The organism is Rhodanobacter sp. GW835-FHT13D09 (assembly GCF_058793995.1).
In genome coordinates this window covers 295,476-316,753 of sequence record NZ_JBXAGL010000003.1, presented here as the reverse complement: position 1 = coordinate 316,753, position 21,278 = coordinate 295,476, and the positions used below count along the sequence as shown (strand labels likewise).

Here is a 21,278-nt window from a genome sequence, read left to right as displayed (position 1 = left end):
TCAGTGGCCCGGCCCGATCTGGTCGAACACACCGCCGTCCGCGAAGAACTTCGCTTGTGCCTTGCGCCAGGTGCCGAACTCATCCGCCAGGGTGAACGTCTTTACCTTCGGGAACTGGGCTGCGTACTTCGCGGCGATGGCCTGGGAACGCGGACGGTAGAAGTTGCGCGCCTCGATCTCCTGCGCCTGTGGCGAATACAGGAATTTCAGATACGCCTCGGCAACGGCACGGGTGCCATGCGCGTCGACGTTCTTGTCCACTACCGCCACCGGCGGCTCGGCCAGGATGCTGATCGAGGGCACCACGATCTCGAACTGGTCGCCCCCTGGTTCGCGCTTGGCGAGAAGAGCTTCGTTCTCCCACGCCAAGAGCACGTCACCAATACCGCGCTGGGCGAACGTGTTGGTCGCACCGCGCGCACCGGTGTCCAGCACGGGCACGTGCTCGAACAGTGTTTTGACGAAAGCCCGTGCCTTCGCCTCGTTGCCACCGGGCTGTTTGAGCGCATAGCCCCAGGCGGCCAGGAAGTTCCAGCGGGCACCGCCCGAGGTCTTCGGATTGGGTGTGACCACCTGCACGCCTGGCTTGATGAGATCGTTCCAGTCGTGGATGCCCTTCGGATTGTCCTTGCGAACGAGGAACACGATGGTGGAGGTGTACGGCGAAGCATTGTCGGGCAGGCGTTGCTGCCAATTCTTGTCGAGCAGACCGTGATCAGCCACGGCGTCGATGTCGTACGCCAGTGCCAGGGTCACAACGTCGGCGGGGAGGCCGTCCACCACGGAACGCGCCTGCTTCCCCGAGCCGCCATGAGACATCTGGATCGTCACGGTGTCGCCATGCTCGGCCTTCCATTGCGCAGCGAACGCGGCGTTTACGGACTTGTAGAGCTCACGGGTCGGGTCGTAGGACACATTGAGCAAGGTGACGTTCTTGGCCAGGACGGACGTCGTCAGCAGTGTGCCCACAAGCGCCACGAGCGCGATGCGTAAGTTCATCGTCTTGGTCTCCCCGTTTCGAGTGGAACGATAAAGCTAGCGGTGGGTAAAGCGCGCTGTGAAATCGCAAGTTGGCATGTGGATATATCGTAATGAGGTATCGGCTTGGACGTCCAAACGTCATATTTCCGTTATCGAGTCAGCCTTGCGTCGAGGAATTCAGATCTGCAGTGCTCTCCAGCCCGGACAGCGCCTGCGCAAGCCAGCTGGCCGCCGTGCGGATTTCCGGCATGGCGGTGCACTCCCACAGGTTGCCTCGCAGCAGCGAACCGGTGCCCAAAACCGTGGCTGGGGTTCGCCACGAAGAATTCAGACGCAACCCTGGCAGCCTGGTCAGCGGCCGCGTCCTCGTCCCGTGCGGCCCTGAGGCGCTCGCGCAGGTAGTCATCCCAGGGTAAGCCTTAAGCCATCCCAGACCGTCTATGCGCGCCATGGGCGCCTCTCCACGGATCGTGGTCCAGATGTCCAACGGGCGCCTGTAGGGCCCCACTAGGGCGAAGAAGGGCCCACAGTCCAGCGGAAACATGATTCAGGACCATCCGGCGCTACGTGGGCCAGGCTGGCACGCATCGCGTACGTCCCTGGCAACTGCAGGGATGCGCTTGGGCTCGGGTCAGGATAGCAAAGCGCCCCACGGGAGAGCCCTGGCGGAGACATGGGGGAGCCAGGGGGAAAAGTCCTGGGGGAGACATGAAGAGCCATGGGAAGCCATGTGGGAAGCCATGGCCGGGCCGCGGGGGAGACATACCGGAGACATGACCGGTCCCCAACAAATAACAACAGGCACTTAGGTGACCTAAGTGCCTGTTTTTATTGGTGGGCCGTGAAGGATTCGAACCTTCGACCAATTGATTAAGAGTCAACTGCTCTACCAACTGAGCTAACGGCCCAGGAAACCTGGGTTTGAAACTGGGGTGGATGATGGGATTCGAACCCACGACAACCGGAATCACAATCCGGGACTCTAACCAGCTGAGCTACATCCACCATCGTTTGATACTGGTGCGCCAGACAGGACTCGAACCTGCAACCGTCGGCTTAGAAGGCCGATGCTCTATCCGGTTGAGCTACAGGCGCAGTCGCTGCAGCAGAACGTGTCGCTGGTCGGGGTAGAGGGATTCGAACCCCCGACTTTTGCGTCCCAAACGCAACGCTCTACCAGACTGAGCTATACCCCGTTTTCGAACCCCGACATGACCCGCCGGAGCCTTGAAATGTTACGGGTGACACCTTGCCCAGTCAATCCGTATCAATGCACACCTTGTGACACCGAAGCATCGTTTTCGACGCAGGGAATCCATTGCCTTCGTCGAAAACAAAACGGGGCGCAAGCACCCCGTCTCGCCGAATAAAAATGGTGCGCCCGGAGAGATTCGAACTCCCGACCACCTAGTTCGTAGCCAGGTACTCTATCCAACTGAGCTACGGGCGCACTGAAAAACCTTTGCCTCGCAACCGGGATGTCTGGGCATCGAGGCGGTGAAGCAAGGAGCGGAATTATTCAGGCTCCACCCGCTTGCGTCAACCCTTTTTGAAAAATTTCTTCATCGAATCGCATCGCGCCGCACCGATGCCGACTGCTCATGCGAAGGGGGCGACCCGTGGCCGCCCCCTTCCATCGTTGCATCAGGCAACGGCCTGGTCTTCCGCGTCGGGATCAGCCATCCAGGCCGGTGCGACTCTGCGGCGCCGGATCACCCACCTTGCCCACGGCCGAGCCGGCGCCACCCTTCGGCGGCGGAGGCGGCGGCTGCGTACCGGTCGATGCATTCTTGGTCCAGTCCGCCGGCGGGCCGGGCACCCGACCGGCCATGATGTCGTCGATCTGGTGCGCGTCGATCGTCTCATACTGCAGCAAGGCTTCGGCCATGGCATGCAGCTTGTCGAGATTCGCGGTCAGCAACTCCTTGCTGCGCGCATAGGCGCGGTCGAGGATGCCGCGCACCACTTCGTCGATCTTGCTCGCGGTCTCGTTGGAGATGCTCTTGTGCTGGGTCACCGATCGGCCCAGGAACACCTCGTCCTCGTCCTCGCCGTAGGTGATCGGGCCGAGCTCGTCGGAGAGGCCCCACTTGGTCGCCATGTTGCGCGCCATCTTGGTGGCCCGCTCGATGTCGTTGGAGGCGCCGGTGGTGACCTTGTCGGCGCCGAAGATCAATTCCTCGGCCACCCGGCCGCCGTACAGCGAGCACAGCTGCGACTGGATCGCCACGCGGTTGATGCTGTACTTGTCGCCCTCGGGCAGGTACATGGTGACGCCCAGCGCGCGCCCACGCGGGATGATCGTGACCTTGTAGACCGGGTCGTGCTCGGGCACCAGGCGGCCGACGATGGCATGGCCGGCCTCGTGGTAGGCGGTGAGCTTCTTCTCGCCCTCGCTCATCGCCATCGAGCGGCGCTCGGTACCCATCAGGATCTTGTCGCGCGCCTTGTCCAGGTGACTCATGCGCACCTCACGGGCGTTCTCGCGCGCGGCGAACAGTGCTGCCTCGTTGACCAGGTTGGCCAGGTCGGCGCCGGAGAAACCGGGCGTGCCGCGCGCAATGGTCATCGCGTCGACGTCGCTGGCGATCGGCACCTTGCGCATGTGCACCCGGAGGATCTGCTCGCGGCCACGCACGTCGGGCAGACCCACCACGACCTGGCGATCGAAGCGGCCCGGGCGCAGCAGCGCCGGATCCAGCACGTCGGGACGGTTGGTCGCGGCGATCACGATGATGCCCTCGGTGCCCTCGAAGCCGTCCATTTCGACCAGCAGCTGGTTCAGGGTCTGCTCGCGCTCGTCATGGCCGCCGCCCAGACCGGCGCCGCGATGGCGGCCGACCGCGTCGATCTCGTCGATGAAGATGATGCACGGCGCGTGCTTCTTGGCCTGCTCGAACATGTCGCGCACGCGGCTGGCGCCCACGCCCACGAACATTTCGACGAAGTCGGAACCGGAGATCGAGAAGAACGGCACCTTCGCCTCGCCGGCAATCGCCTTGGCCAGCAGGGTCTTGCCGGTGCCGGGCGGGCCCACCATCAGCACGCCGCGCGGAATCTTGCCGCCGAGCTTCTGGAAGCGGCCCGGATCGCGCAGGAACTCGACCAGCTCGCCGACCTCCTCCTTCGCCTCGTCGCAGCCGGCGACGTCGCTGAAGTTGACCTTGATCTGGTCCTCGCCCTGCAGCTTGGCACGCGAACGGCCGAAGCTCATCGCGCCACGGCCGCCGCCGCCGGACTGCATCTGGCGCATGAACCAGATGAATACGCCCACGATCAGCAGCACCGGCAGCCAGCTGATCAGCAGGCCGATCAGCGAGAAGCCCTCGGACGGATCCTGGCGGACCTCGACACCCTTGTCCTGCATCTGCTTGACCACCGCGTTGGTGGAGAAGCCGAGCATCGGCGCGACCGTGCGGAACGGGCTGCCGTCCTTGAGCTTGCCGCTGATGGTCGCCGGCTGGTCGGCGCTGATCGTGGCGGTGGCGACGTTGCCGTTGTCGACACTCTGCACGAATGAGCTGTAAGGCAGCTCGGACGAAGCCGCGCCGCGCGGGTTGAAACTCTGGAACACGGTGAACAGGACCACCGCGATGATCACCCAGAGCAACACGTTTTTCGCTGTTTCATTCATGCACGGTTCTCGCCCGGTGACGCCGCGGCGGGTTTGCGGCCCAGCGCCAGCGCGTATACCTCACGTGAACGCGCACGTGAGGCCTTAGGTTTACGCATGGTTACGCGGGTGAAGTCCGCACGCAAGCTGCGCAAGTAATCGTCGAAACCGACGCCCTGGAACAATTTGATCAGGAACGACCCGCCCGGCTTGAGCCACTGCCGACTGAAATCCAGCGCCAGTTCAGCCAGATCCATCGCACGGATCTGGTCAGCCAGTGCCACTCCGCTCATATTGGGGGCCATATCGCACAGCACAAGATCCACCTTCAGCCCTTCCAGGCGGGATTCCAGCGCATGCAGCACGGTTTCCTCGCGGAAATCGCCCTGCAGGAAATCCACCCCGGCGATGCTCTGCATCGGCAGGATGTCCAGCGCGAACACCTTGCCGCTGTCGCCCATCCGGTTGCGCACCAGTTGCGACCAGCTGCCCGGCGCCGCGCCGAGGTCGACCACGTTGATGCCGGGCTTGAGCAGGCGGTCGCGCTCGAGCAGTTCCTCCAGCTTGTACACCGCACGGGAACGCAAGCCCTCGGCCTGGGCTTTCTTCACATATTCGTCATTGAAGTGTTCGCGCAGCCAGACTGCGCTGCTCTTGCTGCGGGCCATGTCGTCACGGTCGCCGATTGGGGAACGGGTTGGCGCATGATACCCTTTGCCGTTCATTTACCGCGAATCGAGCACCGCCGCATGGCCCTTTCCCCCTCGCAGATCCGCTACCTGCGCAGCCTCGCCCATGACCTGAGCCCGGTCATCCTGCTCGGCAACAAGGGCGCCAGCGAAGCCGTGGTGAAGGAACTGGGCCTGGCGCTGGACATCCACGAACTGGTCAAGGTGAAGCTCTCCGGCGGCGACAAGGATGAACGACAGGCCCAGATCGACGTGCTGACGGCCGGCACCGGGGCCGAGCCGATCCACCAGATCGGCCATGTCGTGGTGCTGTTCCGCCGCAACACCGACGAGCCGAAGATCGCCCTGCCACGCTGATGGACCTGTCGCTCGAACGCCCCGAGGGCTACCTCTACATACGCCGCGCCGGCGCACGCGGCGTCACCGTGATCGATCGGGAGCTGACGGCGAGCTTCCTGCTGACACCCGACCAGGCGATCGAGCACTGGCCGGTGACCGCCGCCGACGCGCTGGACGCCGGCCATGTCGAGACCCTGCTGGCACTGCGCCCGGAACTGGTGATCCTCGGCACCGGCGAGCGCCAGGTTTTCCCGGCGGCGGCGTTCATGGCAGGTTTCCTGCGCAAGGGTATCGGCATCGAGGTGATGGACAACGCCGCCGCCGCACGCACCTACAACCTGCTCGCCGGCGAAGGGCGCCGGGTGATCGCCGGTTTCATCCTGCCGCCGGCCTGAGCGGTCTTCGCCACCGTCAACGCGACGGCAGGTAACCCAGCGGATCGACCGGATTGCCGTCCTTGCGGATCTGGAATTCCAGCTCGTCGCGGGTGGTGCCGGTCGAACCCATCTCGGCGATCTGCTGCCCCATGCTGACCCGCTGGCCTTCCTTGACCAGGCGCTTGCGGTTGTGGCCGTAGGCAGACAGGAAGCTGTCGTTGTGCTTGATGATCACCAGTTCGCCATAGCCGACCAGGCCATTGCCGCTATACACCACCACGCCATCGGCGGCGGCGCGTACCGGATCGCCGGACTTGCCGGCGATCCCGATCCCGGGAATCGCGTCGCCACTGCGGAACTGGCCGACCACGGTGCCATCGGCGGGCCAGCGCCATTGCACGCCGCTGACCACGCGCGAAACACCCGCGGCGGCCGGTGCCGGCGGCGACATGGTCGCCGGCGGTGCGGTCGGCACGCCGGCAACCGGCACCACGGCAGTGGCTGCGGCAGCGACCGGGGTCGTGGCGGCGTGGCTCGGGGTCGTGGTGGCAGTCACCGGCATGGTGGCCGGCCCGCTGCTGGCGGACGCAGCGGGCGCCGTCACCGATTCGAACACCGGCGCGCCCGCAGCGGGGACGGCCCTGGAACTGGCCGCCCGACCGGGTGCAGCCGCGGCAGACGGGGCGCTGGCCACGTGACCAGGCCCGGTCGCCGTGTGCGGCGTCGACCGGGCTGGTGGGGACAAGACCAGCCGCTGCCCCGGCCGGATGGTGTATGGCGCGGCGACCCCGTTCCACTGCGCCAGATCGCGGAAATCCACGCCCTTGCGAAAAGCGATCGAGTACAGCGTGTCACCCTTGGCCACCACGTAGCTGCCACCGGGTATCGGCGTACGCGAGGGCACCGGTGCAAGGTGGGCCGGGGGGTTGCCGTAATCGCTGCCGGCCACCGGCTCCACCACGACCGAGCTGCGCATGGTGCCGCAGGCGGCGAGCAGCGCGGTCGCAGCCAGGAGGGTCAACCTTGGGAGATATCGATCCATGCGTTCCAGCATACCGAGGCGGGCGGCATTTTTCATGATGCCCCAACCGCCGGGACGGCCCCGCTCAACGCAGCCAGAACCACCACACCAGCAGCAGGGCCAAACCCACCAGCGCGATCCAGCCGATCCATTCGATGTACTTGTGCAGGACCCGCTCGGCACGTTCGCCGAACAGGCGGATCAACAGCGCCAGCAGCCACACGCGCTTGCCGCGGCCGAGCCCGATGCAGGCCAGGAACGGCAGGATCGGCACGCCGATGATGCCGCAGGCCCAGGTGACGAACTTCATCGGCACCACCGGCTGCAGTGCGGCCAGAATCAACACGCCGAACAGCCCCCAGCGATGCTCGACCATCTGCCGGCTCAGGCTTGCCACACCCTGTTCGATCGGCGCCAGCAGGTGCAGCATGTCGAGCACCGGGCGCAACGCATGGAATGCCCAGTGCCCCAGCACATAACCCACCAGCGCCCCCAGCAGCGAAAACAGCAGGCTGACGTTGGCGAAGAAGAACGCCTTGTGCCGCTTGCCCAGCATCATCGGCGCCAGCATCACCTCCGGCGGCACCGGGAAGATGAACGACTCGACGAAACTCAGTCCGGACAGGTAGTACAGCGCCTTCGGCTCGCGTGCCCAGGTCAGTGCACGCGCGTAAAGTGCTCCGAACAGACGCATCAGCCGATCCCGCCCAGCAGGGGCACGAAACTGACCGCGCCCAGTTCCTCCTGGATGAAATCGCCCTGCCCGTCACCACGCATGCGGATCAGGGTCTGCCGGCTGGGTGAGCCGACCGGTGCCACCAGCACGCCGGTGGCGCTGAGCTGGTCGAGGATGCGGGTGGGAATGGTGTCGCCGGCAGCGGTGAGGATGATCGCGTCGAACGGCGCCTCGTCCGCCCAGCCGAGCTTGCCGTCGTCATAGCGCGAGCGCAGGTTGGTCAGGCCGAGCTGGCGGAAGCGCCGGCGCGCCTGGCGCAGCAGGGCCTCGATCCGCTCCACCGTGAACACCTGCGGCACCAGCGCCGCCAGCACCGCGGCCTGGTAGCCCGAACCGGTACCGATCTCCAGCACTTTCTGCGGCACGCCCTGCTTCGGGTCGAAATGCTCCAGCAAGGCCTCCGTCATGCGCGCCACCACCCACGGTTGCGAGATAGTCTGGCCGTGGCCGATCGGCAGCGCGTCGTTTTCATACGCGCGCGAATGCAGCGCCTGGTCGATGAAGTGATGGCGCGGCAGGTTGCGGATCACCTCGATCACCCGCGGATCGCGGATACCGCCTTCCTGCAGGATCGCCACCAACCGGTCGCGCGCGCGTTGCGAGGTCATCCCCTCGCCTTTCAGGTCCGCGGCGGGCAATGGATAAAGAGTCATCGCTCAGGCCGCCTCGTCACTGCTGGTCCGACCCGACGCCATCTCGTCGCTCAGTGGCCGCATCCAGCTGCTTACTTTCTCCAGCGCCTGGAACCGGGTCAGGTCGACATGGATCGGCGTCACGGAAACGAAACCGCTTCGCACAGCATTGAAATCGGTGCCGGGGCCGGCGTCATCCACCTCGCCGGCCGGGCCGATCCACCAGATCGGCTGGCCGCGCGGATCGGTCTGCGCGATGCACGGCGCGGCGCGATGGCGACGACCGAGCCGGGTCACTTCGAAGCCTTCGATTTCCGCCCACGGCCGGTCCGGCACGTTGACGTTGAGGATGGTGTCGGCCGGCAGCGGATCGACCAGCAGCCGCTGCATCAGCAGCAGCACCGCCTTCGCCGCGGAATCGTAGTGCACGCCCTTGTGGTCGTGGCTGACCAGCGATACCGCGATCGCCGGCAACCCCAGGAAGCGCCCTTCCATCGCCGCCGACACCGTGCCGGAATAGATCACGTCATCGCCGAGATTCGCCGAGTTGTTGATGCCGGACACGACCATGTCGGGCTCCTCGTCCAGCAGGCCGGACAGCGCCAGATGCACGCAGTCGGTCGGCGTGCCGGCCACACGGTAGTAGCCGTTGCCCATCGGCAGCACGCGCAACGGCGCATCGAGCGTCAGTGAATTGCTGGCACCGGAACGGTCGCGGTCGGGCGCCACCACCGTCACCTGGGCCACTTCGCCGAGACGCTCGGCCAGCACGTGGATGCCCGGGGCATCCACGCCATCGTCGTTGCTGACAAGAACTCGCATGATGCTCCGTAGAAAGCTGACTGCCGGCGCGCACTTCGCCCCACGGCGGCGCGCATTCCATGCCGCGAAGTCTACCGGAGCATGGCGATGGTTTCACCGGTCAACGCATCGTTGACGCGCATTCGCCACCCCACACGTTGCCATTGGTTAGCATGTCCGGATGAAGCGCCGCCCGCCCGCCCCGATCGATGCCGAGGACAGCCGCCTGTTTCGCGAGGCGATCGGCGACGTGCGCCCGCTCGATCCGGTGGCGGCCCCGCCCGCCGGCGCGAAACCTGCGCCGCACCCGCGCATGCTGGAGGCGGACGAAGCCGCCGTGCCAGGCGAGTTGCTGGACATGGCGTTCGACCCGGCCCTGCTCGAAGTCGGCGAGGAACTGGGCTACCTGCGCGACGGCTATCCGCCGAAGCTGCTGCGCCAGCTCAAGCGCGGCCAGTTCAGCGTGCAGGACGACCTCGACCTGCACCAGATGAACGCCGCCGCCGCGCGGGCCAGCATCGTCGCCTTCCTGGCCGAGGCGAAGCAGCGCGGCCTGCGCTGCGTGCGCATCGTGCACGGCAAGGGCCTGCGCTCGAAAGCCGCCGGACCGGTACTGAAAGGCCTCACCGACCGCCTGCTGCGCCAGCGCGACGACGTGATCGCGTTCGCCTCGGCGCGGCCGGCGCTGGGCGGCACCGGCGCGGTCATCATCCTGCTCAAGAGCTAGCTGCGGGCCTCGGATGACCCGTCATTCCTGCGCAAGCAGGGTTTTCAACAGACGAACGTCTGGTCATCCAGTGCCTTTCAAAGCCTTTCGAAAGCAGCGGCGCTGGATCCCTGCTTGCGCAGGGATGACGAACAAAAGAGGGTTTTCGAGGTTCCTACGGAGTCGACGCCAGCTCGCGCACCACCACCGTGGCATACGCGCCCGCCGGCAGCTCGAAGGACAGCTCCAGCGCGTCGTCGCCCAGCCAGCGCCAGCGCAGGTCCTTCGGCAGCAGCCGCAGCGGGCGGCGTTCCTGGTCCATCCGCGCGGCGGCCAGCCCGGTGGCCAGATCGTTGTTCGCCTCACCGATCCCGCGTTCCAGCTCACCGGCCTCGCCCAGGCTCGGCGGCCCGCCCTGCCCCCACAGCGGGCCGGACGGATGGATATCGGCGCGGGCCAGCCGCTCGGCCAGCGCCGTGCTGAACGGCTCCGGCCCGAACCAGGAGCGCGAGCCGGCCAGCGACCAGATCTCGCCATCCAGCGGCGTGTCCCAGGTGCCGCGCTCGACCCGCGCCGCCAGCACGCCGTTGAAGATGTGCGAACGGGCCGCCGACAGCAGGAACGAACGCTGGTCGCGGTCCACGCGACGACCGCCGAACATCGCCCGCGCCTGCGTCACGTTGCCGCCCTCGCGACCGAAGCGCTGCTCGCCGAAATAATTGGGCACGCCGCGTGCGGCGATCTGCTCCAGCACTTTTTCCGCCGCGGCGCGATCGCCTTGCACCTTACGCAATACCAGCAAGAAGCGGTTGCCGCGCAGTGCGCCTCGCTTCAGCTTGCGCGAATGACGCGTTGCCGCCAGCACCTTCACCTCCGCATGCGGAAACGCCGACCAGTCCGGGTCGGGCCTGCCTGCCAGTTGCACCGAGAAAGTCTGCCGGGTCACCGCGTTGCGATCTTTCATGCCCGCATAGCCGACTGCGACCTGCGGCACGCCGGCGAATTTCGCCAGCTCGCGCGCCACCCAGTCGGTATTCGCGCGACGCTTTTCCACCCATAGCAAGGCGTGCTCGCCCGCACCGTCGGCGTCGTAGCCGAGGATCTCCTCGACGAGGAAATCTTCATGAGTGAGGCGAAGACGTGCTACCAGAGGTGGGACAATGGCATGGGCGAAAGGAAGCTCTAGGTTTGTCATGGGCCAGCGCTCAGCGTCGCTCCAGCAGCACGCATGCCTGCGCGGCGATGCCCTCGCCACGCCCGCAGAAGCCGAGATGCTCGGTGGTGGTGGCCTTCACGCTGACGCGGCCGACTTCGCTGTCCAGGTCGGCGGCGAGGTTTTCGCGCATCGCCTGCGCATGCGGCCCGACCTTCGGCGCCTCGCCGATCACCGTGATGTCGGCGTTGCCCAGCGTGTAGCCGTGCTGCGCCATCAGCATCGCCGCGTGGCGCAGGAACTGGCGGCTGTCGGCACCACGCCAACGCTCGTCGGTGGGCGGGAAGTGCCGGCCGATGTCGCCCAGTGCCAGCGCGCCGAAGATCGCGTCGCACAACGCATGGATCACCACGTCGCCGTCCGAATGCGCCACCACGCCGCGACGATACGGCACGCGCACGCCGCCCAGGGTGACGTGGTCGCCCTCGCCGAATGCATGCACGTCGAAACCTTGTCCGATCCTCATGGGGCTGCCCTCACGCCATTGTCCTCGCCAGCAGGAACTCGGCCAGCGCGAAATCCGCCGCCGTGGTCACCTTGATGTTGTCCTCGGCGCCCTCGACCAGCAGCGGCGCGAAGCCGGCCAGCTCCATCGCCATCGCCTCGTCGCTGGGATTCACGCCGCGCCGTGCTGCCTCGCGCAACGCCATCGCCAGTTGACCACGACGGAACATCTGCGGCGTGAAGGCGCGCCAGCGCTGGTCGCGCGGCTCGGTCAGTTCGCTACGGCCGCCCACATCCGCCCGCTTCAGCGTGTCGCGCAGCGGTGCGCCGAGCAGGCCGCCGTCGCCCGCGCCGGCCAGTTCGATCAGTTTGCCGATGTCGGCCAGCCGCACGCAGGGCCGCGCGGCATCGTGCACCAGCACGAAGTCGTCCGCGCCCACCGACGCCGGCAGGGCGTCGATTCCGGCCAGTACCGAATCGCAGCGCTCGACTCCGCCGACCGCGGTCAGCACCGGCTTGCCGTCGAGCCTGTCGATGCCGGGCCAGTGCGCGTCGCCGGCGGCCAGCGTCACCAGCAGGCCGGCGATCCGCGGATGCGCGGCGAGCCGTTGCAGCGTATGCGCGATCAGCGGGCGCCCGGCCAGCGGCAGGTATTGCTTCGGGCAGTCACCGCCGACCCGGGTGCCACGCCCCGCGGCCGGCACCACGCACCACAGCGCCGGCGCGCTCATGGCGACCCGGCAGGCTTGGCGGGCGGCGGTGGCGGCAACGCACTGCCGGCGCGGGCCGGCTGCTCGACCACCTGGTAGAACACCTCGCCCGGCTTGATCAGGCCCAGCTCGGTGCGCGCCCGCGCCTCGACCGCCTGGTCGCCATGCTTCAGGTCCAGCACGTCGGCACCAACCGCCTGGTTGCGCTGCAGCAGCCTGGTGTTCTCGTCGGCCTGCTTCTTCACCGCCACGCGCAAGGCATCCACTTCGCGCATGCTGCCGCTGCCGGCCCACAGCTTCAGCTGCAGTCCGATCAGGAGCAGGATCAGAACCAGGGCGATCCAGCGCAGCATGGGCGACCGGCGGGCCTGGTCAGTCCGGCAGGCGGGTCAGGTTGGGGAACGCCTCGCGGCCGGCATAGCGCGCGGCGGAGCCCAGCGCCTCCTCGATGCGCAGCAGCTGGTTGTACTTCGCCACGCGGTCGCTGCGGCACAGCGAGCCGGTCTTGATCTGGGTCGCGGTGGTGGCCACCGCGATGTCGGCGATGGTGGTGTCTTCGGTTTCGCCGGAGCGGTGCGAGATCACCGCCGCGTACTTCGCCGCGTCGGCCAGCGCGATCGCTTCCAGCGTCTCGGACAGCGTGCCGATCTGGTTCACCTTGATCAGGATCGCGTTGGCGATCTTCTTCTCGATGCCTTCGCGGAAGATCGCCGGGTTGGTCACGAACAGGTCGTCGCCGACCACCTGGACGCGGTCGCCGATCGCATCGGTGAGCAGCTTCCAGCCATCCCAGTCGCCTTCGGCCATGCCGTCCTCGATGGTGACGATGGGGTACTGCTTCGCCCAGCCGGCGAGCAGGTCGACGAACTCGGCCGAGCTGTACTGCTTGCCTTCGCCGGCGAGGTCGTACTTGCCGTTCCTGTAGAACTCCGAGCTGGCCGCGTCGAGGCCGAGCAGGATCTCGCTGCCGACCTTGTAGCCGGTCTTGTGGATGGCTTCCAGGATGGTGTCGATCGCCTCGACGTTGGAGCGCAGGTTCGGCGCGAAGCCGCCCTCGTCGCCCACCGAGGTGCCGAGGCCGCGGCCGTGCAGCACGCTCTTCAGCGCATGGAAGATCTCGGCGCCGGCACGCAGCGCCTCGGCGAAGCTTGGCATGCCCACCGGCAGGACCATGAACTCCTGCACGTCGACGTTGTTGTCGGCGTGCGCGCCGCCATTGATGATGTTCATCATCGGCACCGGCAGTGCGCCGGGCTTGCCGGTGGTGCCGTTGATCTCCGCCAGGTACTGCCACAGCGCCTGCTTGCGCTGGGCGGCCACCGCATGGGCGGCCGCCATCGAGACGCCAAGCAGCGCGTTGGCGCCCAGCTTGCCCTTGTTCGGCGTGCCGTCGAGGTTGATCAGCGTGGCGTCCAGGCCGCCCTGGTTGGCCGCATCGAAGCCTTTCAGCGCGCTGGCGATGGCGCCGTTGACGTTGGCCACCGCCTTCTTCACGCCCTTGCCGCCGTAGCGCGACTTGTCGCCGTCGCGCAGCTCCACCGCCTCGCGCGAACCGGTGGAAGCGCCGCTGGGCACCGCGGCGCGGCCGAAGCCGCCGCCGGCAAGGGTGATTTCGGCCTCCAGCGTGGGGTTGCCGCGCGAGTCGAGGATTTCACGGGCGTGGATGCGGGTGATCTGGGTGCTCATGCGGTGTCCGTAGTCCGGGTAGTGAAAGAGTTGGAACGGGCGCATCGATGCGCCCGCATGTTTCAGGAAGCATCCTGCTCCAGGAAGCGGTGCCGCTTGGTCACGACATCCAGTTCCAGCAGGGTTTCCAGCAGCGCCTCCATCTTGCCCAGCGGCCAGGCGTTCGGGCCATCCGACAGCGCCTTGCTGGGGTCGGGATGGGTCTCGGCGAACAGGCCGGCCACGCCCACGGCCACCGCCGCGCGCGCCAGTACCGGCACGAACTCGCGCTGGCCGCCGGAGCTGGCGCCCTGGCCGCCCGGCAGCTGCACCGAGTGGGTGGCATCGAACACCACCGGGCAGCCGGTTTCGCGCATCACGCTGAGCGAGCGCATGTCGGAGACGAGATTGTTGTAGCCGAAGCTGGCGCCGCGTTCGCAGACCATGATGCGGTCGTTGCCGACGGCCTTCGCCTTGGCCACCACGTGCTTCATGTCCCACGGCGCCAGGAACTGGCCCTTCTTGATGTTCACCGGCTTGCCGGCGCGCGCCACCTTCTGGATGAAGTCGGTCTGCCGGCACAGGAAGGCCGGCGTCTGCAGCACGTCGACCACCGCAGCCACCTCGTCGAACGGGGTGTATTCGTGCACGTCGGTGAGCACCGGCACGCCGATCTGCCGTTTCACCTCACCGAGGATGCGCAACCCTTCTTCCATGCCCGGCCCGCGGAAGCTGTCGCCGGAAGAGCGGTTCGCCTTGTCGAAGCTGGACTTGAAGATGAAGTGGATGCCGAGCCGGCCGGTGATCTCCTTCAGCGTGCCGGCGGTGTCCAGCTGCAGCTGTTCGGACTCCACCACGCACGGTCCGGCGATCAGGAACAGCGGCTGGTCCAGCCCGATCTCGAATCCGCACAACTTCATGCCACCGACTCCTGCGCCAGCTTCTCGCCGCCGCGCACGGCCTTGAACTCGCGCGCGGCGCGCACGAAGCCGATGAACAGCGGATGGCCGTCGCGTGGGGTCGAGGTGAACTCCGGGTGCGCCTGGCAGCCGAGGAACCACGGATGCCGCTGCTGCGGCAGCTCGACGATCTCGACCAGCAGGTCGTCCATCGACTTGCCGGAGATCACCAGCCCCAGATCCTCGAACGGCTGGCGGTAGCGGTTGTTGAACTCGTAGCGGTGGCGGTGGCGCTCGCGCACCACGTCCTGGCCGTACAGCTCGCGCGCCAGCGTGCCGGCCTTTAGGCGGCATTCCTGCGCGCCCAGGCGCATGGTGCCGCCCAGGTCGGAACGGTCGCTGCGCTGCTCAACCTCGCCGCTCGCGGTGGTCCATTCGGTGATCAGCGCGATCACCGGGTTCGGCGTGTTGCGGTCGTTCTCGCTGGAGTCGGCATCGGCGAGGCCGGCGACGTTGCGGGCGAAATCCACCACCGCCGCGTGCATGCCGTAGCAGATGCCGAAGTACGGCACGCCGTGCTCGCGCGCGTACTTCGCCGCCAGCACCTTGCCCTCGAAGCCGCGCTTGCCGAAACCGCCGGGCACCAGGATCGCATCAGCCTTGCCGAGCACCTTCGCGGCGCCTTCGGCCTCCACCTGTTCGGAGTCGATCCAGTCCAGGTTCACCCGCGTCAGCTGCTTGATGCCGCCGTGGCGCAGCGCCTCGCCCAGCGACTTGTAGGCATCCTTGTGCTCGACGTACTTGCCGACGATAGCGACGGCGATCTCGTCCTTCGGGTGCTCCACCGCGTCGACCGTGCGCTGCCAGGCGGACAGGTCCGCCGGCCTGGTGTCGAGGCCGAGGCGCCTGACCACGATGTCGTCCAGGCCTTGCTGGTGCAGGTACAGCGGCTGCTTGTAGATGATGTCCACGTCGGCGGCGCTGATCACCGCGTTCTCTGGCACGTTGGTGAACAACGCGATCTTGCGCCGCTCACCCTCGGGCAGCGGTTGCTCGCAGCGGCACAGCAGGATGTCCGGCTGGATGCCGATCGAGCGCAGCTCCTTCACCGAATGCTGGGTGGGCTTGGTCTTGATCTCGCCGGCGGCCTTGATGTACGGCACCAGGGTGAGGTGCATGAACACCACCTTCTCCGGGCCGTGCTCGATGCGCAGCTGACGGATCGCCTCCAGGAACGGCAGTGACTCGATGTCGCCCACCGTGCCGCCGATCTCCACCAGCGCCACGTCGAAGCCGCGGGTGGCCTCGTGGATGCAGTGCTTGATCTCGTCGGTGATGTGCGGGATCACCTGCACGGTGGCGCCGAGGTAGTCGCCGCGGCGTTCCTTGCGGATCACGCTCTCGTAGATCTTGCCGGTGGTGATCGAGTTCTTGCCGGTCAGGCGGGTGCGGACGAAGCGCTCGTAGTGGCCGAGGTCGAGGTCGGTCTCGGCGCCGTCGTCGGTCACGTAGACCTCGCCGTGCTGGAAGGGGCTCATCGTGCCCGGATCCACGTTGATGTAGGGATCGAGCTTCATCATGGTGACCGAGAGGCCGCGCGCTTCGAGAATGGAAGCGAGCGACGCCGCAGCAATGCCCTTGCCAAGCGAGGACACCACACCGCCGGTGACGAAAATCAGGGGGGTCATGGAAAGCAGCCGTGCTGGAAATTGGCATTTTAGCCGCAGAAGCGCCGCGCTGCGAGATGGCAACTGAGAATTCTCTGTTTTGGTTCATTTCCAGGCTGATGCAAAGCGCTCTGTAGGGCGGGCACCACCCGCCATGCTCTGCGCTGGCCCAGGCCGCGGCGGGCAGCGCCCGCCCTACGCAGCCGGCGCCCTCTGTTAGCATTTCGGTCATGAACAACCCCGTCCCCGCCCGCCTCGCCGCCCTGCGCGCGGCCATGCAGCAGCACGGCGTCGCCGCCGTGCTCGTTCCCAGCGCCGACCCGCATCTGTCCGAATACCTGCCCGCTCACTGGGCCGCACGCGAGTGGCTGTCCGGCTTCACCGGTTCGGCCGGCACGCTGATCGTGGCTCGCGACCAGGCCGGGCTGTGGACCGACTCGCGCTATTTCGCGCAGGCCGAGCAGCAACTGGCCGGCAGCGGTGTCAGCCTGATGAAGCTGCGCGTGCCGCATACGCCCGAACACCTGGAATGGCTGCAGCAGCATCTGGACCAAGGCGACGTGCTGGCCGTGGCCGGCGACAGCGTGGCGGTGACCACCCGGCAGCAGATCGAACGCCGGCTCGCCGACAGCGGCGCCCGCCTGTGCACCGACCTGGATCTGCCCGGCGCGATCTGGGCGGATCGTCCCGCCCTGCCGCAGGCACCGGTGACCGAACACGAGCCGGCGTACGCCTGCATCCCGCGCGCCGACAAGCTCGCCCGCCTGCGCAAGGCGATGCACAAGCTGGGCGCCACCCACCACCTGCTGTCCAGCCTCGACGACATCGCCTGGCTGACCAACCTGCGTGGCAGCGACGTGGAGTGCAACCCGGTGTTCCTGGCCCACCTGCTGGTGCAGGCGGACCGCCACGTCACCCTGTTCGTGAGCCGCGCCAAGCTGAGCGACGCGCTGGTCGCCCGGCTGGCCGCCGACGGCATCGGCATCGCCGACTACGCGGCGGTCACTTCGACCCTGCAGGAACTGGGTCCGGACGACCGCCTGCTGCTGGACAGCAGCCGGGTGGTCGGCGCGATCGCCGCGGCCATCCCGCCAGACGTGACCCGGATCGAGGCGGCCAACCCCAGCACCGCGTTCAAGGCGGTCAAGAGCGCCGCCGAGCTCGAGCATATCCGCGACGTGATGCGCCGCGACGGCGCCGCCCTGGTGCGTGGCTTCCGCCGGCTGGAGCAGCGCCTCGCCGCCGGCATGACAGTGACCGAGCTGGATGTCGACACCCTGCTGCACGAGGAACGTTCGGCCCAGCCCGGCTGGGTCGGCGAGAGCTTCGCCACCATCGCCGGCTACCAGGCGAACGGCGCGCTGCCGCATTACCGCGCCACGCCGGAATCGCACAGCACGCTGCAGGCCAAGGGCCTGCTGCTGGTCGACTCGGGCGGCCAGTACCTGGGCGGCACCACCGACATCACGCGCGTGCTGGCGCTGGGCGAGACCACGCCGGAACAGCGCCGCGACGCCACCCTGGTGCTGAAGGGCATGATCGGGCTGTCGCGCGCGCGCTTCCCCAGGGGCGCAAGCGGCCCGCAACTGGATGCACTGGCGCGCGCGCCGCTGTGGGCTTCGGGCATGGATTACGGCCACGGCACCGGCCACGGCGTGGGCTACTTCCTCAACGTGCACGAGGGTCCGCAGTCGATCCGCCCGCCGGTCACCGGCGGCGCACTGGTGGCGCTGGAGCCGGGCATGATCAGTTCGATCGAACCTGGCCTGTACAAGCCAGGCCGGCATGGCATCCGCCACGAGAACCTCGCGGTGGTGGTCGAGGCCGACCGCACCGAGTTCGGCGAATTCCTCGCCTTCGAGACGCTGACCATGTGCCCGTTCGACCGCCGCGCGCTGGAACCGGGCCTGCTCAACCCGGAGGAGCGCGCGTGGCTGGACGACTACCACGCCAGCGTGCGCGCCGCGCTCAGCCCGCTGCTGGACGACGCCGACCTGGAATGGCTGAACCGCCACTGCGCGCCGCTGTAGCGCCTCTCCGTGGCGCAGCTGCGTAGGGCGGACACTGCCCGCCGGCTCTGGCTCTTCGGCGTCGTGAGGAAGATCGGCGGGCTGTGCCCGCCCTACGCGGCTGCTCCGTACCGCCGGCCGCGAGTGATCGACCCGGCGCTTCAGCGGAAGTGCGTGGCGCCCACGTCGACGGCGGCGGGCTGCATGAAGTATTCGTGCAGGTACTTCTCGCCCTCGTCGCAGAACGCGGTGACCACCGTCTTCAACTCGGGGAAGTTCTCGCGCACGCGCTTGGCCGCCAGCAGGTGCGCACCGGAGCTGGGGCCGCAGAACAGGCCATAGCTTCGCGCCAGCCGCTTCATCTCGCGCACCGCATCGGCGCTGGACACGCTCAGCACCTCGTTCACCAGGGTGGCGTGACGCTGGAAGATGCCCGGCACGAAGCCGTCGGAAATGCCCTCGATGGTGTGCGCGGCGATCTCGCCGCACAGGATCGTGCACGACTCGGACGGCTCCATCGCGAACAGCCGCACGTTCGGGTTGACCTCGCGGAACGCCTGGCCCACGCCGATCAGCGTGCCGCCGGTGCCCACGCCCAGCACCAGCGCATCCGGTACGCGACCCGGCGGCAGCTGGGCGAGGATCTCCGGCCCGAGCAGCACCCGGTTCTCCTCCACGTTCCACTCCGACTCGAACTGGCCCGGGCAGAAGTAGCCGGGCTGCTGGCCGAGCCGCTGTGCGCGCACCAGCGCCTCGTTGACATGGAAGTTGCCGCAGAACAGCACGTCCGCGCCGTAGGCCCGCGAGATCGCCACGCGCTCGCTGGACATGCCCTCGGGCATCACCACCAGCATGCGGTAGCCCTTCACCGCCGCCACCATCGACAGCGCATTGCCGGTGTTGCCGCTGGTCGCCTCGACGATGGTGTCGCCGGGCTTGAGCAAACCTTCCCGTTCCGCCCGTTCCACCATGTACTTGGCGATGCGCGCCTTGATCGAGCCGGAGGGATTGAGGAACTCGATCTTGGCGTAGACGCCCTCGATCTCCAGCAGCGGGGTGTCGCCCACCGCATCGAGGATGCTCTCCGATACCGTACTGAAGCGCGTGGCCATCTCAGCCCGCCCCGTGCGCGTCGTGCGTATGCTGCATCACGTCCAGCGCCAGCGCCGAGTGCGCATAGGCGCCACCGGCGCGCATCTCGGCGGCCACCCAGATCGCCTCCATGATCTGCTGCTCGCTGGCGCCCTGCTTCAAGGCGCCCGCAGTGTGCCCCTTGATGCAGTACGGGCACTGGGTGACATGCGCCACCGCCACCGCAATCAGCTGCTTGGTGACGGCCGGCAGCGCGCCATCGGCGAACACCGCGGCGCTGAACGCCTTGAACGCATCCAACGGCGCAGGCGCCAGTTCGCGACGCTTGCGCGCCAGTTCCGCAGTCGACTGCGGGTACATCGTCGTGTCCATGCCATCCTCCTCGATCGACCAGGTGAAAACTCAATGCCGCGCCGGCGCCGCGCCCATCACCCAGCCGGGCGGGTCGCTGGCCGGAAAACTCTGGGCAAGCTCGTCGTCGATGCGCCGCTCCCGCGCCAGCGCCGCATCATCGGCTTCCGGCGTGGGTGACCTGCGGCCTGGCGCAGCCACGGCGCCGGCGGAATCCGGCCCGACCAGCGAGCGGCGGGGGAAACGATGTGCAATGGAAGGAAACATGACGGTACCTCCTGATGTCGGTGGACATCGAAGCGATGGACCGGCCCGTCGCGCCCGGGTCAAAGTCCCAGGTTGTTGTGCTCCAGCACACGTTCGGCGCGATAACTCGAACGAACCAGCGGTCCGGCGACCGCCTCCACGAAACCCTTGCCGAGCGCCAGCTCGCGATAACGGCGGAACTCGTCCGGCGTGACGAAGCGCTGCACCGGCAGGTGATGCGGACTGGGCCGCATGTACTGGCCCAGGGTGACCACATCGACGCCGGCGCCGCGAAGATCATCCAGCGTACGCTCGATCTCCGCGTCGGTTTCGCCAAGGCCCAGCATCAGGCTGGTCTTGGTCAGCGTCCGCGGCGCATGCCGCTTGGCGAACGCCAGCACGCCGAGCGTCTGCGCATAGCCGGCGCGCGGATCGCGCACCGGGTGGGTCAGCCGCTCCACCGTCTCGATGTTCTGCGCGTAGGTGACCAGGCCGGCGTCGAGCACGGTCGCCACGGCGTCGTGGTTGCCGGCGAAATCCGGGGTCAGCGCCTCCACCGCGGCCTGCGGCGCGCGCTGGTGGATCGCCCGCACGCAGGCGGCATAGTGCGCCGCGCCGCCATCGGCGAGGTCGTCGCGGTCGACCGAGGTCAGCACCACGTACTTCAGCCCCATCAGCGCCACCGCGTCGGCCACCTGCAACGGCTCCAGCGGGTCGAGCCAGCCCTGCGGGTTGCCGGTGCTGACCGAGCAGAACCTGCACGCGCGCGTGCACACCGAGCCCATCAGCATCAGCGTGGCGGTGCCGCGGCCCCAGCACTCGGCGATGTTCGGGCACTTCGATTCGGCGCAGACGGTGTTCAGCCTGTGGCTGCGCACGATCTCGTGCACCGCCTCGTACTGCGCGCCACCCGGCAACTTGACCCGCAGCCACGGCGGCTTGCGGTCGACATCCGGCGCACCGGTGGCGGCGTTCGGGCGGATGCCACCCTTGACCGCGCGGGTGCCCTGCGAACTGACGTACTTGCTGCCGTCGGGAACGGAATGACTGCTGGACATGGGCATGCGCGGCTGGCTGGACTGCCTCC

22 protein-coding genes and 5 tRNA genes are annotated in these 21,278 nt (G+C 67.5%); 4 read left to right on the top strand and 23 right to left on the bottom strand.

What is annotated here, in order from left to right:
* The 8 genes from AC1Q5A_RS06935 to rlmE form a co-directional block, all read right to left on the bottom strand.
* Positions 1-999 carry a sulfate ABC transporter substrate-binding protein gene (locus tag AC1Q5A_RS06935; protein WP_492699590.1) on the bottom strand — a complete coding sequence of 333 codons (999 nt, stop codon included), beginning with the start codon at positions 997-999 and terminating at the stop codon, positions 1-3.
* Between the two features lie 814 nt (positions 1,000-1,813).
* Positions 1,814-1,889 (bottom strand) — tRNA-Lys (locus tag AC1Q5A_RS06930).
* Positions 1,890-1,909: 20 nt separating this feature from the next.
* A tRNA-His gene (locus tag AC1Q5A_RS06925) sits at positions 1,910-1,986 on the bottom strand.
* Between the two features lie 13 nt (positions 1,987-1,999).
* Positions 2,000-2,076: transfer RNA gene (locus tag AC1Q5A_RS06920), tRNA-Arg, on the bottom strand.
* A 24-nt stretch (positions 2,077-2,100) separates the two neighbouring features.
* Positions 2,101-2,177, bottom strand: a tRNA-Pro gene (locus tag AC1Q5A_RS06915).
* Between the two features lie 177 nt (positions 2,178-2,354).
* Positions 2,355-2,431 (bottom strand) — tRNA-Arg (locus AC1Q5A_RS06910).
* A gap of 225 nt (positions 2,432-2,656) precedes the next feature.
* Positions 2,657-4,615 (bottom strand): ATP-dependent zinc metalloprotease FtsH, encoded by a 1,959-nt coding sequence (gene ftsH / locus AC1Q5A_RS06905; RefSeq protein WP_492699588.1) that lies wholly within the window; start codon positions 4,613-4,615, stop codon positions 2,657-2,659.
* The gene (gene rlmE, locus AC1Q5A_RS06900) at positions 4,612-5,262 is read right to left on the bottom strand and encodes a 23S rRNA (uridine(2552)-2'-O)-methyltransferase RlmE (RefSeq protein ID WP_492699586.1); all 651 of its coding nucleotides are present in this window, start codon (positions 5,260-5,262) and stop codon (positions 4,612-4,614) included. The genes ftsH and rlmE overlap by 4 nt, the downstream gene beginning before the upstream one ends.
* An 81-nt stretch (positions 5,263-5,343) precedes the next feature.
* On the opposite strand from rlmE, the gene AC1Q5A_RS06895 reads away from it, so the two are divergent.
* A complete protein-coding gene (locus AC1Q5A_RS06895) occupies positions 5,344-5,640 on the top strand; it encodes a YhbY family RNA-binding protein (protein ID WP_114340934.1) in 297 nt (98 codons plus the stop codon).
* Positions 5,640-6,017: an Mth938-like domain-containing protein gene (locus AC1Q5A_RS06890; RefSeq protein ID WP_492699584.1), complete on the top strand. Its 378-nt coding sequence runs from the start codon at positions 5,640-5,642 to the stop codon at positions 6,015-6,017. Before AC1Q5A_RS06895 ends, AC1Q5A_RS06890 begins: the two co-directional genes overlap by 1 nt.
* A gap of 16 nt (positions 6,018-6,033) precedes the next feature.
* On the opposite strand, the gene AC1Q5A_RS06885 is transcribed toward AC1Q5A_RS06890, so the two are convergent.
* Genes AC1Q5A_RS06885 through surE form a run of 4 tightly spaced genes read right to left on the bottom strand, consistent with a single transcriptional unit; the run spans position 6,034 to position 9,210 of the window.
* Complete coding sequence (locus tag AC1Q5A_RS06885) at positions 6,034-7,053, bottom strand: peptidoglycan DD-metalloendopeptidase family protein (protein WP_492699704.1); 1,020 nt, start codon at positions 7,051-7,053, stop codon at positions 6,034-6,036.
* A 52-nt stretch (positions 7,054-7,105) separates the two neighbouring features.
* A complete protein-coding gene (locus tag AC1Q5A_RS06880) occupies positions 7,106-7,714 on the bottom strand; it encodes a YqaA family protein (protein ID WP_492699583.1) in 609 nt (202 codons plus the stop codon).
* Positions 7,714-8,409, bottom strand: a complete 696-nt coding sequence (locus AC1Q5A_RS06875; protein ID WP_492699581.1) for a protein-L-isoaspartate(D-aspartate) O-methyltransferase — start codon at positions 8,407-8,409, stop codon at positions 7,714-7,716. Before AC1Q5A_RS06875 ends, AC1Q5A_RS06880 begins: the two co-directional genes overlap by 1 nt.
* A gap of 3 nt (positions 8,410-8,412) precedes the next feature.
* Positions 8,413-9,210 carry a 5'/3'-nucleotidase SurE gene (gene surE / locus AC1Q5A_RS06870; protein WP_492699579.1) on the bottom strand — a complete coding sequence of 266 codons (798 nt, stop codon included), beginning with the start codon at positions 9,208-9,210 and terminating at the stop codon, positions 8,413-8,415.
* A gap of 160 nt (positions 9,211-9,370) precedes the next feature.
* Here surE and AC1Q5A_RS06865 point away from each other — a divergent pair, with 160 nt between their 5' ends.
* A complete protein-coding gene (locus tag AC1Q5A_RS06865; RefSeq protein ID WP_492699577.1) occupies positions 9,371-9,916 on the top strand; it encodes a Smr/MutS family protein in 546 nt (181 codons plus the stop codon).
* Between the two features lie 154 nt (positions 9,917-10,070).
* Here AC1Q5A_RS06865 and truD read toward each other — a convergent pair whose 3' ends face one another.
* From truD to pyrG, 7 genes are all read right to left on the bottom strand, one after another.
* Positions 10,071-11,090, bottom strand: a complete 1,020-nt coding sequence (gene truD / locus AC1Q5A_RS06860) for a tRNA pseudouridine(13) synthase TruD (RefSeq protein ID WP_492699575.1) — start codon at positions 11,088-11,090, stop codon at positions 10,071-10,073.
* Positions 11,091-11,100: 10 nt separating this feature from the next.
* Complete coding sequence (gene ispF, locus AC1Q5A_RS06855) at positions 11,101-11,574, bottom strand: 2-C-methyl-D-erythritol 2,4-cyclodiphosphate synthase (protein ID WP_492699573.1); 474 nt, start codon at positions 11,572-11,574, stop codon at positions 11,101-11,103.
* A gap of 10 nt (positions 11,575-11,584) precedes the next feature.
* Positions 11,585-12,283, bottom strand: a complete 699-nt coding sequence (gene ispD, locus AC1Q5A_RS06850) for a 2-C-methyl-D-erythritol 4-phosphate cytidylyltransferase (protein WP_492699571.1) — start codon at positions 12,281-12,283, stop codon at positions 11,585-11,587.
* Positions 12,280-12,615 (bottom strand): cell division protein FtsB, encoded by a 336-nt coding sequence (gene ftsB, locus AC1Q5A_RS06845; RefSeq protein ID WP_492699569.1) that lies wholly within the window; start codon positions 12,613-12,615, stop codon positions 12,280-12,282. Before ftsB ends, ispD begins: the two co-directional genes overlap by 4 nt.
* 19 nt (positions 12,616-12,634) lie before the next feature.
* Positions 12,635-13,948 (bottom strand): phosphopyruvate hydratase, encoded by a 1,314-nt coding sequence (gene eno / locus AC1Q5A_RS06840; protein ID WP_492699567.1) that lies wholly within the window; start codon positions 13,946-13,948, stop codon positions 12,635-12,637.
* A gap of 62 nt (positions 13,949-14,010) precedes the next feature.
* Positions 14,011-14,847: a 3-deoxy-8-phosphooctulonate synthase gene (gene kdsA, locus AC1Q5A_RS06835; protein ID WP_492699565.1), complete on the bottom strand. Its 837-nt coding sequence runs from the start codon at positions 14,845-14,847 to the stop codon at positions 14,011-14,013.
* Positions 14,844-16,514, bottom strand: coding sequence for a CTP synthase (gene pyrG / locus AC1Q5A_RS06830; protein ID WP_492699563.1), 1,671 nt, complete (start codon positions 16,512-16,514; stop codon positions 14,844-14,846). Before pyrG ends, kdsA begins: the two co-directional genes overlap by 4 nt.
* Positions 16,515-16,723: 209 nt before the next feature.
* Here pyrG and AC1Q5A_RS06825 point away from each other — a divergent pair, with 209 nt between their 5' ends.
* The gene (locus AC1Q5A_RS06825) at positions 16,724-18,523 is read left to right on the top strand and encodes a M24 family metallopeptidase (protein ID WP_492699561.1); all 1,800 of its coding nucleotides are present in this window, start codon (positions 16,724-16,726) and stop codon (positions 18,521-18,523) included.
* Positions 18,524-18,663: 140 nt separating this feature from the next.
* Here the strand turns inward: AC1Q5A_RS06825 and AC1Q5A_RS06820 are convergent, their stop codons facing one another.
* Genes AC1Q5A_RS06820 through lipA form a run of 4 tightly spaced genes read right to left on the bottom strand, consistent with a single transcriptional unit; the run spans position 18,664 to position 21,249 of the window.
* The gene (locus AC1Q5A_RS06820; protein ID WP_492699559.1) at positions 18,664-19,614 is read right to left on the bottom strand and encodes a PLP-dependent cysteine synthase family protein; all 951 of its coding nucleotides are present in this window, start codon (positions 19,612-19,614) and stop codon (positions 18,664-18,666) included.
* A 1-nt stretch (position 19,615) separates the two neighbouring features.
* Complete coding sequence (locus AC1Q5A_RS06815; RefSeq protein ID WP_492699557.1) at positions 19,616-19,966, bottom strand: carboxymuconolactone decarboxylase family protein; 351 nt, start codon at positions 19,964-19,966, stop codon at positions 19,616-19,618.
* A 30-nt stretch (positions 19,967-19,996) separates the two neighbouring features.
* On the bottom strand, positions 19,997-20,212 hold the full coding sequence (locus AC1Q5A_RS06810; protein WP_492699555.1) for a hypothetical protein: 216 nt from the start codon (positions 20,210-20,212) through the stop codon (positions 19,997-19,999).
* Positions 20,213-20,271: 59 nt separating this feature from the next.
* Positions 20,272-21,249: a lipoyl synthase gene (gene lipA / locus AC1Q5A_RS06805; protein WP_492699553.1), complete on the bottom strand. Its 978-nt coding sequence runs from the start codon at positions 21,247-21,249 to the stop codon at positions 20,272-20,274.
* Positions 21,250-21,278 lie beyond the last annotated feature (29 nt).